Annotated in this window: 16 protein-coding genes and 2 pseudogenes; 8 read left to right on the forward strand and 10 right to left on the reverse strand. The window is 68.5% G+C overall.

Annotation, left to right across the window (positions count from 1 at the left end; translation table 11 throughout):
* Positions 1-104 precede the first annotated feature (104 nt).
* A complete protein-coding gene (locus AB4Z09_RS00300) occupies positions 105-1,361 on the reverse strand; it encodes a uracil-xanthine permease family protein (protein WP_114719865.1) in 1,257 nt (418 codons plus the stop codon).
* On the opposite strand from AB4Z09_RS00300, the pseudogene AB4Z09_RS00305 reads away from it, so the two are divergent.
* The 3 genes and pseudogenes from AB4Z09_RS00305 to AB4Z09_RS00315 form a co-directional block, all read left to right on the forward strand.
* Positions 1,251-1,958: pseudogene (locus AB4Z09_RS00305) on the forward strand (aldehyde dehydrogenase family protein); the annotation flags it as partial. The gene AB4Z09_RS00300 and the pseudogene AB4Z09_RS00305 sit on opposite strands and share 111 nt — an antisense overlap.
* A 139-nt stretch (positions 1,959-2,097) precedes the next feature.
* A pseudogene (locus AB4Z09_RS00310) lies at positions 2,098-2,942 on the forward strand (GMC family oxidoreductase); the annotation flags it as partial.
* Between the two features lie 198 nt (positions 2,943-3,140).
* Positions 3,141-3,644 (forward strand): GMC family oxidoreductase, encoded by a 504-nt coding sequence (locus AB4Z09_RS00315; protein WP_442239018.1) that lies wholly within the window; start codon positions 3,141-3,143, stop codon positions 3,642-3,644.
* Positions 3,645-3,656: 12 nt separating this feature from the next.
* On the opposite strand, the gene AB4Z09_RS00320 is transcribed toward AB4Z09_RS00315, so the two are convergent.
* The 5 genes from AB4Z09_RS00320 to AB4Z09_RS00340 form a co-directional block, all read right to left on the reverse strand.
* Positions 3,657-4,715 (reverse strand): hypothetical protein, encoded by a 1,059-nt coding sequence (locus tag AB4Z09_RS00320; protein ID WP_442239019.1) that lies wholly within the window; start codon positions 4,713-4,715, stop codon positions 3,657-3,659.
* Between the two features lie 58 nt (positions 4,716-4,773).
* The gene (gene hflX, locus AB4Z09_RS00325; RefSeq protein WP_442238973.1) at positions 4,774-6,246 is read right to left on the reverse strand and encodes a GTPase HflX; all 1,473 of its coding nucleotides are present in this window, start codon (positions 6,244-6,246) and stop codon (positions 4,774-4,776) included.
* 80 nt (positions 6,247-6,326) lie between these two features.
* Entirely contained in the window at positions 6,327-7,196 is an 870-nt protein-coding gene (gene dapF / locus AB4Z09_RS00330) for a diaminopimelate epimerase (protein WP_442238974.1), read from the reverse strand.
* Positions 7,197-7,201: 5 nt separating this feature from the next.
* Positions 7,202-8,134 carry a tRNA (adenosine(37)-N6)-dimethylallyltransferase MiaA gene (gene miaA / locus AB4Z09_RS00335; protein WP_442238975.1) on the reverse strand — a complete coding sequence of 311 codons (933 nt, stop codon included), beginning with the start codon at positions 8,132-8,134 and terminating at the stop codon, positions 7,202-7,204.
* Complete coding sequence (locus AB4Z09_RS00340; protein WP_174909746.1) at positions 8,122-8,862, reverse strand: hypothetical protein; 741 nt, start codon at positions 8,860-8,862, stop codon at positions 8,122-8,124. Before AB4Z09_RS00340 ends, miaA begins: the two co-directional genes overlap by 13 nt.
* A 168-nt stretch (positions 8,863-9,030) precedes the next feature.
* Here AB4Z09_RS00340 and AB4Z09_RS00345 point away from each other — a divergent pair, with 168 nt between their 5' ends.
* Positions 9,031-10,386 carry a DUF349 domain-containing protein gene (locus tag AB4Z09_RS00345; RefSeq protein ID WP_114719849.1) on the forward strand — a complete coding sequence of 452 codons (1,356 nt, stop codon included), beginning with the start codon at positions 9,031-9,033 and terminating at the stop codon, positions 10,384-10,386.
* Here the strand turns inward: AB4Z09_RS00345 and AB4Z09_RS00350 are convergent.
* Complete coding sequence (locus AB4Z09_RS00350) at positions 10,373-10,996, reverse strand: Rv2732c family membrane protein (RefSeq protein WP_442238976.1); 624 nt, start codon at positions 10,994-10,996, stop codon at positions 10,373-10,375. The genes AB4Z09_RS00345 and AB4Z09_RS00350 overlap by 14 nt on opposite strands.
* Complete coding sequence (miaB, locus tag AB4Z09_RS00355; RefSeq protein WP_114719845.1) at positions 10,984-12,501, reverse strand: tRNA (N6-isopentenyl adenosine(37)-C2)-methylthiotransferase MiaB; 1,518 nt, start codon at positions 12,499-12,501, stop codon at positions 10,984-10,986. Before miaB ends, AB4Z09_RS00350 begins: the two co-directional genes overlap by 13 nt.
* Positions 12,502-12,687: 186 nt before the next feature.
* Between miaB and AB4Z09_RS00360 the strand changes: the two genes are divergently transcribed.
* From AB4Z09_RS00360 to AB4Z09_RS00375, 4 genes are read left to right on the forward strand one after another with little or no spacing between them, the layout of a single operon-like run.
* Positions 12,688-13,416: an amino acid ABC transporter ATP-binding protein gene (locus AB4Z09_RS00360; protein WP_174909744.1), complete on the forward strand. Its 729-nt coding sequence runs from the start codon at positions 12,688-12,690 to the stop codon at positions 13,414-13,416.
* A gap of 22 nt (positions 13,417-13,438) precedes the next feature.
* The gene (locus AB4Z09_RS00365) at positions 13,439-14,278 is read left to right on the forward strand and encodes a glutamate ABC transporter substrate-binding protein (protein WP_114719841.1); all 840 of its coding nucleotides are present in this window, start codon (positions 13,439-13,441) and stop codon (positions 14,276-14,278) included.
* Positions 14,279-14,293: 15 nt separating this feature from the next.
* Positions 14,294-14,977, forward strand: a complete 684-nt coding sequence (locus AB4Z09_RS00370) for an amino acid ABC transporter permease (protein ID WP_114719839.1) — start codon at positions 14,294-14,296, stop codon at positions 14,975-14,977.
* Positions 14,974-15,897, forward strand: a complete 924-nt coding sequence (locus tag AB4Z09_RS00375) for an amino acid ABC transporter permease (protein ID WP_174909742.1) — start codon at positions 14,974-14,976, stop codon at positions 15,895-15,897. Before AB4Z09_RS00370 ends, AB4Z09_RS00375 begins: the two co-directional genes overlap by 4 nt.
* A 52-nt stretch (positions 15,898-15,949) precedes the next feature.
* Here AB4Z09_RS00375 and recX read toward each other — a convergent pair whose 3' ends face one another.
* Entirely contained in the window at positions 15,950-16,564 is a 615-nt protein-coding gene (gene recX / locus AB4Z09_RS00380; RefSeq protein WP_174909740.1) for a recombination regulator RecX, read from the reverse strand.
* A gap of 64 nt (positions 16,565-16,628) precedes the next feature.
* Positions 16,629-17,666, reverse strand: coding sequence for a recombinase RecA (gene recA / locus AB4Z09_RS00385; protein ID WP_114719833.1), 1,038 nt, complete (start codon positions 17,664-17,666; stop codon positions 16,629-16,631).
* Positions 17,667-17,822: the final 156 nt, after the last annotated feature.

Consider the following 17,822-nt stretch of genomic DNA (forward strand, 5'->3'; position numbering starts at 1 on the left):
CTACTTCCTCGACATGACCGTAAAGCGAAGATCAACGTCGATCCATGACCGAGACGAGCACGATTCGTGACCGCGTGGCGCAGATCACGAATCGTGCGCGACCTCTATGCGCGGCGCATCGAGTTCAGCCGGCGCATCAGCGGGTAGGCGACCAGGATGCCGACCGAGCCCCACGCGATGCCACCGAGTTCGACGGAACCGATCGACAGGGTGAGGTTGCCGATCCCGGCGACGAGGGCGGTCGCCACGACGGTGAGGTTGACGGGATCGGTGAAGTCCACCTTGGCGTCCATCCAGATCCGGACACCGAGCACGCCGATGAGGCCGTACAGCACCATCGTGGCGCCGCCGATCACGCCGTCGGGCACGGTGAACACGAGCGCGCCGAACTTGGGCGAGAAGGACAGGACGATCGCGGTCGCCGCCGCGACCCAGTACGCCGCGGTCGAGTACACCCGGGTCGCGGCCATGACCCCGATGTTCTCGGCGTACGTCGTGGTTCCGGATCCGCCGCCGGCGCCGGCGAGGGTGGTTGCCAGACCGTCCGCGAACAGGGCGTTCCCGGCCAGGTCGTCGAGCGAGCGGCCCGTCATCGCGGCGACCGCCTTCACGTGGCCGACGTTCTCGGCGATCAGGACGATCACGACCGGCAGAGCGAGCAGGATGACGGACAGATCGAACGACGGACCGCGCAGGTGCGGCACACCGAACCACGCGGCCTCACGCAGCGCGTCCACGCGGTCGTCCGCGAGCCCGCCCGTGATCGCGGCGAACACCCAGCCGATCACGACGCCGATGAGGATGCCCAGGCGACCGATGATGCCCGGCCCGATCACCGTGGCGAGGAGGATGCCGAGGAGCGTCACCGCGGCGATCAACGGCTGCGCCTGGAACGACCCGGCCGCGGTGGGCGCCAGGTTGAGGCCGATCAGCGCGACCACGGCGCCGGTCACCACCGGCGGCATGACCGCGTCGATCACGCGGGCGCCGATCAACTTCACCGCCAGGCCGACGAGCATCAGCACGACACCGGCGGCGAGGACGCCGCCGAGCTGCGCGGCGGGCCCGTCACCGGCGGCCGCGGTCAGCGGCGCGATGAACGCGAACGACGAACCGAGGTAACTCGGGATCCGCCCGCGCGTGATGATGAGGAACAGCGCGGTGCCGATGCCGGAGAACAGCAGCGTCGTCGTGACCGGGAAGCCGGTGATCGTCGGCACCAGCAGGGTGGCGCCGAACATCGCGATCACATGCTGCATCCCGATGCCGATGGTGCGCGGCCACGACAGCCGCTCGTGCGGTGCGACCACCGCGCCGTCGCTGATCCGTCGGCCGTCGCCGTGCAGCGCCCATCCGAACATCCCGGTGCCGGCTTCCCGTTCGGGCGCGCGTTGCGCGTGGTCCTCTGTACTCGTCACAGTTGGCCAATAGTAGAGCTACCGCCTGCGCCGATACACCACCGCACCTGGACTCGCCACCCGAATCACATCCATACCGAGTGCCCGGTCCGAGCGAAAAGGGGCTACAGCGGTTCCGGCCTCTTCCCCACCGTCGATCGACAAGTCGACCGCCAACCCCCCACCGCGACAAGGTCAGCGCATACGTCCGCAGGGGGGGTCGAGGAGGGCGCCGTGCTGCGCTGCGGCGGCGAGTGGGGCTCCGGTGATTTGGAGAGCGGCTACTACTACCTGCCGACCGTGCTCGACGGCGTCCGGCAGGGCATGTCCGTCGTCGTCGACGAGGGCTTCGGTCCGGTCGTGACCGTGGAGACGTTCACCGACGAGGAGGACGCGGTGCGGATCGCCAACGACACGCGTTACGGCCTGGCCGGTGCGGTGTTGACGCAGGACGCCGGCCGGGCGCAGCGGGTCGCGAACCGGATGCGCGCAGGCACGGTGTGGATCAACGACTTCCACCCCTACCTCCCGCAGGCGGAGTGGGGTGGCTTCGGTGAGTCCGGCTTCGGCCGCGAACTCGGACCCACGGGCCTCGACGAGTACCGCGAGGCCAAGCACGTCTATCAGAACATCGCTCCCGGTGAGCGGGTGGTTCACGGACCGGAGCTCGGAGCGATCGGAGATCGGAGAAGGAGTGAGCATGACGTCCCAGCAGGAGCACGAGTACGACTACGTTGTCGTCGGTGGCGGGTCGGCGGGCGCCGCGGTCGCGGCGCGGCTGAGCGAGGACCCCTCGGTGACGGTCGCGCTGATCGAGGCGGGGCCCAGCGACGTCGGGCTCGACGAGATCCTGATCCTCGAGGACTGGATGGCGCTGCTCGAATCCGGTTACGACTGGGACTATCTCATCGAGCCCCAGGAACACGGCAACTCGTTCATGCGGCACGCCCGGGCGCGGGTGCTCGGTGGGTGCTCGTCGCACAATTCGTGCATCGCGTTCTGGCCGCCGCGCGAGGATCTCGACGAGTGGGCCGGCAACCTCGGCTGCACCGGCTGGGAGGCCGAGGCGATCTTCCCACTCGTCAAGCGCCTGGAGAACAACTCGCGACCCGGCGACCACCACGGCCACGACGGCCGGTGCTGCGCGACGTCCCACCGAACGACCCGTGCGGTGTCGCGATCCTCGACGCGTGCGAGCAGGCCGGTATCCCCCGCGCAACGTTCAACGAGGGCGAGACGATCGTCAACGGCGCCAACTTCTTCCAGATCAATGGGCGCGAGGACGGCGTGCGTTCGTCGTCATCGGTGTCGTACCTGCACCCGATCCTCGACCGGGAGAACCTGACGGTCCTCACCGATCACTGGGCGAAGAAGGTGCCGATCGAGGACGGCCGGTGCGTCGGCGTGGATGTGCTGTTGAAGGACGGCATCCATTCGCGGCGAATCACGGCGCGCCGCGAGGTGATCCTGTCGGCGGGCGCGATCGACTCCCCCAAGCTGCTGATGCTCTCGGGTGTCGGCCCCGCCGAGCACCTACGGGAGATGGGCATCGAGGTGCTCGTCGACCCCCCCGGTGTGGGCAGCAACCTGCAGGACCATCCCGAAGGCGTGATCCAGTGGGAGGCAAAGCAGCCCATGGTGACCCGATCGACCCAGTGGTGGGAGATCGGCATCTTCTCCCCTACCCAGGAGAACCTGGACCGCCCCGATTTGATGTTCCACTACGGCAGCGTCCCGTTCGACATGCACACCGTGCGGCAGGGCTATCCGACGTCGGAGAACGCCTTCTGCCTCACACCCAACGTCACCCACGCCCGATCCCGGGGCACGGTCAGATTGCGCAGCATCGACTTCCGGGACAAGCCGAAGGTGGATCCGCGGTACTTCACCGACCCCTACGACATGAACATCATGATCCAGGGCATCCGCCGGGCCCGGGAGATCGTCGCCCAGCCGGCCATGGCCGAATGGGCGGGCCGGGAGTTGTTCCCCGGCACCGATGTCCAGACCGACGAACAGATCGCCGACTACATCCGGCGCACCCACAACACCGTCTACCACCCGGTGGGTACGGTCCGGATGGGGCCCGACGCGGACTCTCCGCTCGACCCTCAGTTGCGGGTCAAGGGCGTGCAGGGCCTGCGGGTGGCGGACGCCTCGGTGATGCCGAAGATCGTCGCGGTGAACCCGAACATCACCACGATGCTCATCGGCGAACGCTGCGCCGACCTGATCAGGAATTCCTGACCGGCGGGGCCGCTACGAGCGGGACCGGCGCCGCACCAGAGCGAACGTCGCAAGTCCCGCGACCAGCGCGCCGACGCCGAGGACCGCCGTGGACCACCGGGGAGCCGAGGGCTTCTCGGTGGTCTCACCGGAGGCCTGGGCCGGGTCCTGGCCGTGCCCCTCCGACGCCGACAGTGACACCGAGCCACCGGACCAGCTGCTGCTGCGCGCCAGTTCCGTTGCGCCCCTCAGGATCTGAACCGGGGGCAGCGGGCCACCGGCCGACTCGGAACCCGCGAGCAGGTCGCCGTCCGGCGTGAACGCGATCGCCTCGCCCTGCGGCTGGTTCGGCAACGCCACCCGCACCGGTGTGGTGGCGGTGAGCGCCCGCACCAGATCGCCGTCGGGTGCCGAGTACAGGTAGACGTCGGTGTAGGTGCGCAGCGCGGCGACGGTGCCGTCGGCGCTCACCGCGCCGCCGGTGACGAGGGTGGATCCGCCGACCGGCACCGGACCGCCGGGCGTGCTGGTGGGGCCGAGACGTACGTCGCCGACTCGCTCGAGCGGTGTGGGCCCGGGCGATGCCAGGTCGCCGAGCGCGGCCGCACCGGCGGGGCGGTAGATGCCGTTGGTGGCGAGGACTTCCTTGGTGACGATCAGCGGAACGCCGTCGCGCTGGATCAGCAGCGCCTCGGCGTCGTGCGGGCCGTCCGGGTACGTCAGCCGGTGCAGCTGCCCCGCGCCGGTGGCCGGGTCGAGGTCGATGAGCGCGACGGTGGAGCGGACGCGCTCGTTGTCGCCGGCGTCCGACAGCCACAGCCGGCCGTCCGGCCCGACACCCATGTCCTCGATGTCGTACGGGTCCACCGGCACCGACAGCGTGCTGGTCACCGCACAGTCGCCGTCCATCACCACGACGGCGTCGTCGGTGCCGCTGTCGCCGATCCCGTAGGTCTTCCCGCCCGCCACCGCCAGCCCCGACAGCTCCGCGAGGGCCGGATTCCCCGGCGTGCAGACCTGCTCGAACTGTGCGCCGGTCACCAACACTCCGGAACCGGAACTCTGCGCGGCCGCGGGCGCGGCCAGCACCATCGACGGGACCAGGACGAGTGCCGCTCCGGCGAGTGACAGCCGGGCCGCGCCGCGAGGACTACCCACGCCCCGCGAACTCGACGAGGGCCGAGGCGAGCGACTCGGGCACGCGCACGCGCATCCGGGTGCCGTCCTCCTCGTGTGAGGTGTCGAGGATCTGGCCGTCCGAGTGAATCCGGGCGACGAGGTCGCCGCGTGAATAGGGCACGAGCACGTCGACCTCGATCTCCGGTCGCCGAACGATCTCGCCCAGTCGCGTCCGAAGCTCATCGATGCCCTCCCCGGTCCTGGCGGACACGAACACCGCACCGGGCAGCAGCCCGCGCAGCTGGGTGAGAACCACCGGGTCCGCAGCGTCGATCTTGTTTACCACGATCAACTCGGGCGGCGCGGTCGTATCGTTCTCGCGGATGACCTCGGTGATCACCTCACGGACGGCCTTGATCTGATCGGTCGGCAGCGGATCGGATCCGTCGACGACGTGCAGCAGCAGATCGGCGTCGGTGACCTCCTCGAGGGTCGACCGGAACGCCTCGACCAACTGCGTCGGAAGGTGCCGCACGAAACCGACGGTGTCGGTGAGCACGTATTCGCGACCGTCCTCGAACGACGCCTGGCGCGTGGTCGGATCGAGCGTCGCGAACAGCGCGTTCTGTACCAGCACACCGGACCCGGTGAGGGCGTTGAGCAGGCTGGACTTGCCGGCGTTGGTGTAGCCGACGATCGCGACGGACGGGATCTCGCTGCGCAGGCGGTGGCTGCGCTTGGTGTCCCGCGACGACTTCATCGCCTTGATCTCGCGCCGCAGCTTCGCCATCCGCTCACGGATACGACGACGATCGGTCTCGATCTTGGTCTCACCGGGACCACGCAGACCGACGCCGCCGTTGCTGCCCGCACGGCCACCGGCCTGCCGGGACATCGACTCGCCCCAGCCGCGCAGCCGGGGCAGCATGTACTCCATCTGAGCAAGCGCGACCTGTGCCTTGCCCTCGCGGGAGGTCGCGTGCTGCGCGAAGATATCGAGGATCAGCGCGGTCCGGTCGATGACCTTGACCTTGACGACCTTCTCCAGCGCCGTCAGCTGCGCGGGCGTGAGCTCGCCGTCACAGATGACGGTGTCGGCGCCGGTCGCGAGGACCACCTGCCGCAGCTCGTCGGCCTTGCCCGACCCGATGTACGTCGCGGCGTCGGGCTTGTCCCGGCGCTGGACCAGGCCCTCGAGAACCTCGGAGCCGGCAGTTTCGGCGAGGGCGGCGAGCTCGGCCATGCTCGCGTCGGCCTGCGCGGCGGTGCCCGACGTCCAGACACCGACGAGAACCACGCGCTCGAGGCGCAGCTGCCGGTACTCGACCTCGGTGACGTCGGTGAGCTCGGTCGACAAACCCTGCACTCGGCGCAGCGCGGCGCGCTCGTCGAGCTGCATGTCGCCGACGGACGGCGCCGCGGAATCGTCGAAGTACTCAGCCTCGCCGGAGGTTGCGTGGTCGTCCGCGGTGGACGGGACGTGGGTGCGATGTGTTTTCGTCATACACGTTCATGGTCCCACGAAGCGAGACCGGCGTGCACGCGCATTTCTGACCGCCACCCGGCACCCGGGCGAGCCCGGCATCAACCCAGCTCGGTCCACCAGCGGTCGTCGACCGTGCCGGACGCGACCAGCACCGACGGCCCCCGTAGCGCCGCCCGACCACCGTCGATCGACACCTCCACACGGCCGCCAGGCACCCGCACCTCGACCTTGCCGTCGGTGTCGCCGGATGCCCGCAGCGCCGCGGCGGCGGCCGCGACGGTGCCCGTGCCGCACGACCGGGTCTCGCCCACGCCGCGCTCGTGCACGCGCATCTCCACTGCACCGTCGGCGAGCGGGGTGAGGATCTCGATGTTGACGCCCTGCGGGAAGAATCCGGGATCGAATCCGGGCGCCGCCGTCAGATCCAGCGCCGCGAGTGTCGCGGATGTGAGAGTGGGGTCGACGCACGCGAGGTGGGGGTTACCGACGTCGATGCCGATGCCGTCTAGCACGCGCCCGCCGACCGTTGCGGTCGACGACCCGAGCTCGCGCACCTGTCCCATGTCGACGGTCACGTCGCCGTACACGTGGTCGGCCGCGTGCACCCGGACGGGTCGGGCACCGGCGCGGCTGCCCACGACGAACTCGTCGTGCAGCTCGAGGCCGGTCGCGCGCAGGTAGTGCGCGAAGACCCGGACACCGTTGCCGCACATCTCGGCGATCGAGCCGTCACCGTTGCGGTAGTCCATGAACCAGTCGTCGGGACCGACGCCCTGGGGCAGTTCGGCCAGCACGCCCACCGCCGCGAGCGCGCCGGCACGGGCCACCCGCAGCAGGCCGTCGGCTCCGAGCCCGCGACGGCGGTCGCACAGCGCGGCGATCCGGTGTGCGGGCAACGCGAGATCGGCGTCCGGATCCGGCAGGATCACGAAGTCGTTCTCGGTGCCGTGGCCCTTGCTGAATTCCATGGGACTCACTCTAGCGACCGGTCCGCATGCTCCAGCGCGGCCTCGACGAGGTTCGGATCGGCCCCGTCCACCCAGTGCACTCGCGGATCCCGCCGGAACCACGACCGCTGCCGGCGGACGTACCGACGGGTACCGATGAACGTGCGCTCCACCGCCTCGGCGAGGTCGTACTCGCCGTCCAGCATGGCCAGCACCTGCGCGTACCCGATGGCCCGCTGCGCGGTCACACCCTCACGGAGCCCCACCTCGACCAGCGCCCGCACCTCGTCGACCAGGCCCCGATCGAACATCAGCTCGGTGCGCAACCGGATCCGCGCGTCGAGCGCCTCGGTCTCGCGGTCCACACCGACGATGACGGTCCCCCAACGCGGTTCACCGATCTTCGGCGCGGACGCGGCGAACGGCTTGCCGGTGAGCTGCACGACCTCGAGTGCCCGCACGATCCGCCGCCCGTCCGTCGGCAGGATCGACGCCGCCGCCTCCAGATCCACCCGCGCGAGCTCCGCGTGCACCGCGGCCACGCCGCGTTCGGCGAGCACGGACTCCCAGTGCGCCCGGATCTGCGGATCGGTCGCCGGGAACGCCCACTCGTCGAGCAGCGACTGCACGTACATCATCGAACCGCCCACGATGATCGGCACTGCGCCCCGCGCGCGGATGTCCTCGATGTCGCGGCGCGCCGACTCCTGGTACCGCGCCACCGTCGCGGTCTCGGTGACGTCCAGCACATCGAGCTGGTGGTGGACGATTCCACGCCGCTCCGGCACGCTCAGCTTCGCGGTGCCCACATCCATCCCGCGGTAGAGCTGCATCGCGTCGATGTTGACGATCTCGCCGCCCAGCCGTTCCGCGAGATCCAGGCCCAGATCCGACTTCCCGGTGGCAGTGGGACCCACGACGGCGATCGGAGTACGACCCTGATCGGTCACGGCAGCCACATCCCGACGTGGTAGCCGACCCCGAAAGGCGCCCCTGAATACAGCGACTCCGCCTTGCGCGGACCGCCGTCCGGGCCGCCGAACGCGGCCGAAAGTGTCTGCCACGCAGCACGGCCGGACAGCCCGATCTCGCCGCACAACCGGGCGTCGAGACCTCCGAGCGCCCCACAGTCACCGCTCGCGAGGGCCCGACCGAGCACCGCCTCGACATCTGCAGACCGCTCGTCGAGCGACCCGGGAGCCTTGTCCGTCAGCGTGTTCGCGCCGTCCGCCACGACCAGAAGTCCCTGCGGCGACGGCGACGCGTCGAGTTCGTGGCGCAACTGCTCCCCCAGGCGCACGCACTCGGCGATCGGCGTGTCGGGCGCGAGGATTCGCACCCGGACCGTGGCCGACGGTGCGGCGCGCCCGCGCAACCACCCGGCGACGAGAGCCGCGAGCGGCATCGCCGGGTCGACCTCGCCGCGGTCGGATTCGCCGGGCGCCAGGCACACTCGCACGTCGACCCCGAATCCCGCGAAGGTGCCGCACGATTCGGGGGAGATCTCGGCGGCGGGCGCACCGGGATCGGCGACACCGATCACGGTCCACTGCCCGCACGCCTCGCCCAGCCTGCCGGACACATCCAGCACGGCTCGGCGCAACCGGTCGGTTTCGGGCGCTGCGGCCCCGGCCAATTGGGGCACCAGCAGCGGGGGCGAGGGCACGAAAGCAGCGGCGGTCAACACACTGCGCCACGGTAGTCGACCCGAGGTGACGCCCTCGGAGGGTCATACCTGTTTCAATAGTCTTGAACAGTCGCTGCAGGCTCCCACCATTTCCGATCGACCGACGGACCCAGGTGGGAGGCGACAGTGCGATCAGGCAGCCGTGACGCGCGGCAGAGACGAGGAGCTATGACCGAGAGCAACGCACCCAAGCCGGGTACCCCCAAGCCGGGTGTCCCCAAGCCCGGCGCCGCCAAGCCGGGTGCCGTGACATCGAGCTCGCCCAAGCCCGGTCCGGCTCCGACCCACGCCATGCCCGCCGTGGCCACCAGCGATCCCAGCCTGTTCGGCCGGGTCGACGACGACGGCACCGCGTGGGTCAAGACGGCCGACGGCGAACGACAGATCGGCTCGTGGCAGGCAGGGGACGCCGCCGAGGGCCTCGCGCACTTCGGACGACGGTACGACGACCTGGCGACCGAGGTGACGCTCCTCGAGACGCGCCTGGCCTCCGGTGCCGGCGATGCCAAGAAGACCCGGGCCGCAGCCGCGGCGCTCGCCGAGTCACTCCCCACCGCGGCGGTCATCGGCGACATCGACACACTGAGCGTTCGTTTGACGGCGATCATCGCGGGCTCCGCGCAGGCCGAGGAGCAGGAGAAGCAAGACAAGGAGCAATCGCGGCAGGAGCAGACCTCCCGCAAGGAGGCGCTCGCGGCCGAGGCCGAGCAGATCGGCAACGAATCCACCCAGTGGAAGGTCGCGGGTGACCGGCTGCGCGAGATCCTCGACGAGTGGAAGACCATCCGGGGACTCGATCGCAAGACCGACGACGCCCTGTGGAAGCGGTACTCGAAGGCCCGCGAGGCCTTCAACCGCCGGCGAGGCACACACTTCGCCGAACTCGATCGGGAGCGCGCCGGCGCGAAGTCCCGCAAGGAGGAGCTCGTCACCCAGGCCGAGGCGTTGGCGACCTCCACTGACTGGGGTCCGACGGCAGGCGAGTTCCGGGACCTGCTCGCCGAGTGGAAGGCCGCCGGACGGGCGCCCCGCGAAGCGGACGACGCCCTGTGGCGCCGTTTCAAGGAGGCGCAGGACGTCTTCTTCGCCGCCCGCAACGCCGCGGCGTCCGAACGCGACGCGGAGTTCGCGCAGAACGCCGTCGCCAAGGAAGAGCTGCTGAAGTCCGCGAGTGCCATCGATCCCGACAAGGATCTCGAGGCGGCTCGCGCGGCGCTGCGCGACCTGCAGGAGAAGTGGGACGCGATCGGCAAGGTTCCGCGCGAGCGGATGCACGATCTCGAAGGCAAGCTCCGCGCCATCGAGAAGCGCGTGCGCGAGGCCGCCGACTCGGAGTGGCGCCGCACCGATCCCGAGGCACTGGCGCGGGCCGCCCAGTTCCGTGAGCGCGTCGCCCAGTTCGAGGAGCAGGCCGCCAAGGCCACCGCGGCAGGCAAGACCAAGGACGCGGAGAAGGCCCTCGCCCAGGCCAAGCAGTGGCGTGAGTGGGCCGAAGCCGCCGAGGGCGCCGTCAACGAGCTCTGATCGGTAACGAGTGAGGGGTGGGGGGGGGGGGGGGGGCGAGCTGCACCGCGGTCCGGCTCCACACCACCTTGATCCAGTGGAAGGTCAGGACGATGACCGTGATCCAGCCCAGCACGAGACCGAATCCCGGACCCGAACTCGAGGCCTCAGTCGCCGGGAGGGTCTGCCGCGACCAGATCGCGAGCATGCCGAACACCGCCGACACCGCGGTACCGGCCAACGCGATCCACGCCAGCACCCACCGCCGGGTCACGAGCGCGAGAATCGAGAAGACTCCGCCGAACACGAGTGCCATCCACACGAAGATGCGCGACGGCAGCTTGATGTTCTCGTCGATCGCGTCCTGATTGCCGACGAGTACGTCCCAGCCGTTCACGGATCCGGTGTGCGGCAGCGTGAACGACAGCAGGAGCACCAGCACGCACACGGCCACGACGACTGCGCGCATGCCGGGGTCGATCTCCCCCGCGACCTTCTTCTCGGCGGCCTCGAAGTCCTTCTGGTACTCGTCCATCGGATCCGGAACGCCCGGGACACCCGGGCCGTCTCGGTCCGGCCGGTTCTCGCTACCGGAAGCGTCGCCGCTGTCCGAGGTGCTCATGCGTTGCATCCCATCTGTGCTGGCAGCGGTGCGGGGGCGCCGACCTGCGGCAGCCCCAGCCCGACACCGATCGGCGGGGTCTTCGGCGTGACCCCTCGTTCGAACGAGTCGCCGGCGCGGGTGCGCCGGTGGGTGAGGACGAGATTGTCCGCGACCAGGTGGTGCGGGGCAGCACCGGTCACGACGACGGTGATCACGTCGCCGGGGCGCAGGTCGCCGTCGAGGTTGCCCTCGGGACGGAAGTGCACCAGGCGACCGTCTCGTGCGCGTCCGCTCATGCGCGCGGTCTCGGCGTTCTTGCGGCCGTCGCCCGCGGTCACCAGCAGTTCCACCTCGGTGCCGACGAGCTTGCGATTCTCGTCGAGGGTGATCTCCTCCTGCAGCGCGATCAGCCGGTCGTAGCGTTCCTGCACAACGGCTTTCGGCAGCTGGCCGTCCATCTCGGCGGCCGGGGTGCCCGGACGCTTGGAGTACTGGAACGTGAAGGCGCTCGTGAACCGCGCCTGCCGCACCACGTCGAGGGTCGCCTGGAAATCCTCCTCGGTCTCCCCCGGGAAGCCGACGATGATGTCGGTCGTGATCGCGGCATGCGGCATCGCGGCACGAACCTTCTCGATGATTCCGAGGAACTTCGCGCTGCGGTACGACCGGCGCATCGCCTTGAGGACCCGATCCGAGCCGGACTGCAGCGGCATGTGCAGCTGCGGACACACGTTGGGGGTGGTCGCCATCGCCTCGATGACGTCGTCGGTGAACTCCGCCGGATGCGGGGACGTGAACCGCACCCGCTCGAGCCCCTCGATCTGCCCGCACGCACTCAGCAGCTTCGCGAAGGCGCCGCGGTCCCGCGGGATCTCGGGGTCGGCGAACGAGACGCCGTACGAGTTGACGTTCTGCCCGAGCAGTGTCACCTCGAGGACACCCTCGTTCACGAGCGCCTGGACCTCGGCGAGGATGTCGCCGGGGCGCCGGTCGACCTCCTTGCCGCGCAGCGCGGGCACGATGCAGAACGTGCAGGTGTTGTTGCAGCCGACGGAGATCGACACCCATCCGGCGTAGGCGGACTCGCGCTTGGCCGGCAGTGTCGACGGGAACGCCTCGAGCGATTCGAGGATCTCGACCTCGGCCTTCTGATTGTGACGGGCCCGCTCGAGCAGCGCCGGCAGCGAACCGATGTTGTGGGTGCCGAACACGACGTCGACCCACGGGGCCTTCTTCACCACCGTGTCGCGGTCCTTCTGCGCGAGACAGCCGCCGACGGCGATCTGCATCCCGGGGCGCTCCTCCTTGACCGGAGCGAGATGGCTCAGATTCCCGTACAGCTTGTTGTCGGCGTTCTCACGCACCGCACAGGTATTGAAGACCACGAGGTCGGCCTGCTCCCCCGGCACAGCCCTGGTGTAACCGGCGTCCTCGAGTAGACCCGAGAGCCGCTCGGAGTCGTGCACGTTCATCTGACAGCCGTACGTGCGGACCTCGTAACTGCGCCCGGCGTTCTGGTCGATCGTCTCCACGCGTCCAGGGTACGGCCCCGCACAAAACCGCCTGTCGGGGCCACATTGGTCCACCGAAGGCGACCGCCGCGACTGTATCGTTCAAGATCGATCGGCTCTAGACCAGCGGGTACGCAAAAAGTCCATATAGGGTTACGCGTTATGACGCAGCCTGAGACAACCGGAACGGCTCCCGGGACCCCGTCGATGATCTTGATGAAGGGTGTCGACAAGCACTACGGCGACCTGCACGTTCTACGGAACATCGAACTCGAGATTCCGGCCGGCCAGGTCGTCGTGATGCTCGGCCCCTCGGGGTCCGGCAAGTCGACGCTGTGCCGCACGATCAATCGACTCGAGCCGATCGACAACGGCTCCATCACGATCGACGGCGTCGCAGTCCCCGCCGAGGGCCGTGCCCTCGCGCGGCTGCGCTCGGACGTCGGGATGGTGTTCCAGAGCTTCAACCTGTTCGCCCACAAGACCGTGCTCGAGAACGTGATGCTGGCGCCGGTCAAGGTCCGCAAGATCGACAAGGCCGAGGCGAAGGAGCGCGCCCTGGCGCTCCTCGAGAGGGTCGGCATCGAGTCGCAGGCCGACAAGTACCCCGCGCAGCTGTCCGGCGGACAGCAGCAGCGCGTGGCGATCGCCCGGTCGCTCGCGATGGATCCCAAGGTGATGCTCTTCGACGAGCCCACCTCCGCGCTGGACCCCGAGATGGTCAACGAGGTCCTCGACGTCATGGTCAACCTCGCCAAGGAAGGCATGACCATGATCGTCGTCACCCACGAGATGGGATTCGCGCGCAAGGCCGCCGACCGGATCATCTTCATGGCCGACGGTTCGATCATCGAGGACTCCGACCCCGACACGTTCTTCACCGCACCCGAGTCCGATCGCGCCAAGGACTTCCTCGGCAAGATCCTCGGCCACTGACACCGGGGCGGAGGAAAACACCATGAGACGAATCAGATCCCCCCGCATCCTGTCCGTCGTCGCAGCCCTCACCGCGGTCGTGCTGACGGCCTCGGCGTGCGGCAGCAGCGAGCCACGGGACGTGCTCGCCGACGCCGCCGACGGGCACCTCACCATCGGCACCAAGTACGACCAGCCCGGACTGGCGCTGCGCGAGCCGGACAAGACGATGACCGGCTTCGACGTCGAGGTCGCCAAGTACATCGCGAACTACCTGGGTGTTCCCGAGAGCGGCATCACGTGGCGCGAGGCCCCGTCGGCGCAGCGCGAGAACTTGATCAAGAACGGCGAGGTCGACTTCGTCGTCGGCACGTACTCGATCACCGACAACCGCAAGAAGGTCGTCGACTTCGCCGGCCCGTACTACATCGCGGGGCAGTCGCTTCTGGTCCGCGCCGATGACGACACGATCACCGGACCCGAGTCCCTCCAAGGTGGGAAGAAGCTGTGTTCGGTGTCGGGCTCCACCCCGGCGCAGAAGATCAAGAAATCGTACCCCGGCGTGCAGCTGCAGCAGTTCGACAGCTACTCGTCGTGCGTCGAGGCTCTGCACCGCGGCAAGGTCGACGCCCTGACCACGGACGACATCATCCTGGCCGGATACTCCGCCCAGTACCCCGGTGAGTTCAAGCTTGCCGGTGAACCGTTCACCACCGAGCCCTACGGAGTCGGTCTACCGAAGGGCGATACGGAAGCACGGATGAAGATCAACGATGCGATCGAGGACATGATCGCGACCGGGGCCTGGCAGCGGGCACTCGAGGACACCATGGGCGAGTCCGGCTATGCGCTTCCCGCGCCGCCGGCCGTCGACCGGTACTGATGCGGAGGAGGTGAAATGGGACTACTTGATACTTACGGTGATCAGCTGGTCAGCGCGTTCTGGACAACGGTGCAGCTCACCTTCTGGTCGGCGCTCGGCGCCCTGATCTGGGGCACGCTCCTCGCCGCGATGCGGGTCTCCCCCGTGCCGATCCTCCGGATCTTCGCGACCTGGTACGTCAACATCTTCCGCAACACACCGCTGACGCTCATCATCGTGTTCTGCTCGGTGGGCCTCTACCAGAACCTGGGCGTGTACTTCGCCCCCGAGGACTCCCCGAAGTTCATCGATCAGAACAACTTCCGGCTCGCGGTGCTCGGGTTCGTCGTCTACACCGCCGCTTTCGTGTGCGAGTCGCTGCGGTCGGGCATCAACACCGTTCCGCTCGGCCAGGCCGAGGCGGCCCGCTCGCTGGGCCTGACGTTCACCCAGAGTGTCCGGATGATCGTGCTGCCGCAGGCGTTCCGCGCGGTCATCGCGCCCCTGGGCAGCGTGCTGATCGCGTTGACGAAGAACACCACGATCGCTTCGGCCATCGGTGTGGCCGAGGCGTCACTGCTCATGAAGACGATGATCGAGAACGAGGCCGACAAGCTGTTCCTCGTCTTCGCGATCTTCGCGATCGGATTCATGATCCTGACGCTGCCGGTCGGCTTCCTGTTCGGTTACCTCGGCAAGCGTCTGGCGGTGAAGCGATGACCCAGCAGTCGAGCGTTCTCTTCGACATCCCCGGCCCCCGGGCCCGGGTACGGAACCGGCTGATCGCGATCGTCTTCGGCATCGTCCTCGTCGCGGTCGCGCTGTACGTGCTCAACGTGCTGGCCGACAACGGCCAGCTCGAGGCCGACAAGTGGTCGCCGTTCCTGGACCACTTCACGTGGACCACCTACCTACTGCCGGGCCTGAAGGGCACGCTGCTCGCGGCGTCCCTGTCGATCGTGTTCGCGCTGATCCTCGGCGCGGTCCTCGGCATCGGTCGACTCTCCGATCACCGGTGGGTCCGCTGGATCTGCGGCGCGTTCGTGGAGTTCTTCCGGGCGATTCCGGTGCTGATCCTGATGATCTTCGCCTACCAGGCGTTCGCCCAGTACGGCGTGTTCCCGTCGAACCAGCTGGCGCTGGCCGCGGTCGTCGTGGGCCTGACCCTGTACAACGGCTCGGTCATCGCCGAGATCCTGCGGGCCGGCATCCTGTCGCTGCCGAAGGGTCAGACCGAGGCCGCGTCAGCGCTCGGTATGCGCAAGGGCCAGATGATGCGGCTGATCCTGCTGCCGCAGGCGATCACCACGATGCTGCCGGCCCTGGTGTCTCAGATGGTGGTTGCGCTGAAGGACTCGGCGCTCGGCTACCAGATCGGCTACATCGAGCTGATCCGCAGCGGCCAGCAGGCGGCGTCGTACTACCGCAACTTCTTCGCTGCACTGGTCGTGGTCGGCGTGATCATGGTGATCATCAACTTCGCGCTCACGTCCTTCGCGACGTGGCTCGAGAAGCGGCTCCGCAGCGGCGGCAAGAAGGGCACCCGCCCGGTCGTCGTGCCGATCGACACCAACGAACTCGACGGCGCCCCCGGCATCGACGATTTCAGCGACACCGTGAAGTCGCAGCCGCGACTCTGACGGTACGAGCACCGTGAAGGGCTCGCGGAGGAATCAATCCTCCGCGAGCCCTTTACGTTTCCGAGCCGAGGTCGTCCAGTTCCGCCTTGACGACGGCGAACGACATGGATGCCGGGTAGCCGCGGCGCGCGAGCATGCCGACGAGTCGGCGCATCAATTTTTCTCTGTCGTCGCGGTCTGCGATGTCCTCAGCGGTGATACGTACGAGCTTCTTGCGGACCAGTTCGGCGGCCTTCTCGTGTTCGTCGTCGGAACTGATCTGCGACAGCGCCTCGGTGGACGTCTGCTGGTCGATGCCCTTGCGGCGCAGTTCCGTTGCGAGTGCCCGCCGGCCGCGACCGGAGTAGGTGTGCCGAGAGTGGACCCACTGCTCCGCGAACGCGGCATCGTCGACGAGGCCGACCTCGGCGAGGCGGTCGAGGACTCGCTCCACGACGGCCTGCGGGTAGCCCTTCTGCGCCAGCTTCTGCTCGAGTTCCGCGCGGCTGCGCGCACGATCGGTGAGCAGCCGCAGACACACGTCCTTGGCCCGCGCCGCGAGCGTCTCCGGGGAGCCCTGGAGTTCGAACGGTTCCCCGTCCGGGCCGACCTGGCGACCCCGTGAACGCCCCCTTCCCGAGCGGCTCGTGCGCCGTTCGGGGCCGTGATCCGTTTCGTCGTCAATCATCGTTGGGTGGTTCTCCCCCGCCCGATCGGCATCGCCGGCCGGGCGGGGTACGACACTCACCGGCCTAGAAGTCGGCCGACTCGGCACTGTCGTCGGTCACGACCGCACCGATACCGAGCTTCTCCTTGATCTTCTTCTCGATCTCGTCGCGGATGTCGGTGTTCTCGAGCAGGAACTTGCGGGCATTCTCCTTGCCCTGGCCCAGCTGATCGCCCTCGTACGTGTACCAGGATCCGGACTTGCGGATGAACCCGTGCTCGACGCCCATGTCGATCAGCGAGCCCTCCTTGCTGATGCCCTGGCCGTAGAGGATGTCGAACTCGGCCTGCTTGAACGGCGGCGACACCTTGTTCTTGACGACCTTGACGCGGGTGCGGTTACCGACCGCGTCGGTGCCGTCCTTGAGCGTCTCGATGCGGCGGACGTCGAGGCGGACCGAGGAGTAGAACTTGAGCGCCTTACCACCGGTCGTGGTCTCGGGCGAGCCGAACATCACACCGATCTTCTCGCGCAGCTGGTTGATGAAGATCGCCGTGGTGCCCGAGTTGTTGAGGGCACCGGTCATCTTGCGCAGCGCCTGGCTCATCAGTCGCGCCTGCAGACCGACGTGGCTGTCGCCCATCTCGCCCTCGATCTCGGCACGCGGCACCAGCGCGGCCACCGAGTCGACGACGATGATGTCGAGGGCGCCGGAACGGATCAGCATGTCCGCGATCTCGAGCGCCTGCTCACCGGTGTCGGGCTGCGAGACCAGGAGGGCGTCGGTGTCGACACCGAGCTTGCGGGCGTACTCCGGATCGAGCGCGTGCTCGGCGTCGATGAACGCCGCGATGCCGCCGGCGGCCTGCGCGTTCGCCACCGCGTGCAGCGCGACCGTCGTCTTACCCGAGGACTCCGGACCGTAGATCTCGACGACGCGTCCGCGGGGCAGACCGCCGATACCCAGCGCCACGTCCAGCGCGATCGATCCGGTGGGGATCACGGCGATGGGCTGATGAGCCTCCTCACCCAGACGCATCACCGAGCCCTTGCCGAAGCTCTTGTCGATCTGTGCCAGAGCCAGCTCGAGCGCCTTGTCGCGGTCGTGTGCCTGTGGTGCCATCGTGGTCCCCTTTTCGAAGTCTCGTCCAGCGATCTGGGATCAGGTTAGAGCCCGGTACCGACAACTTCGCCGGCTCGAACGGTCCGAACCGCCGCACTCAGCCGCAACGTGTGGACGACAACGGATGATCCCAGCATAAGCGAACATCTGTTCGAG

The organism is Rhodococcus sp. TAF43, from assembly GCF_052113525.1.
In the GTDB taxonomy this organism is placed as follows: Bacteria; Actinomycetota; Actinomycetes; order Mycobacteriales; family Mycobacteriaceae; genus Prescottella.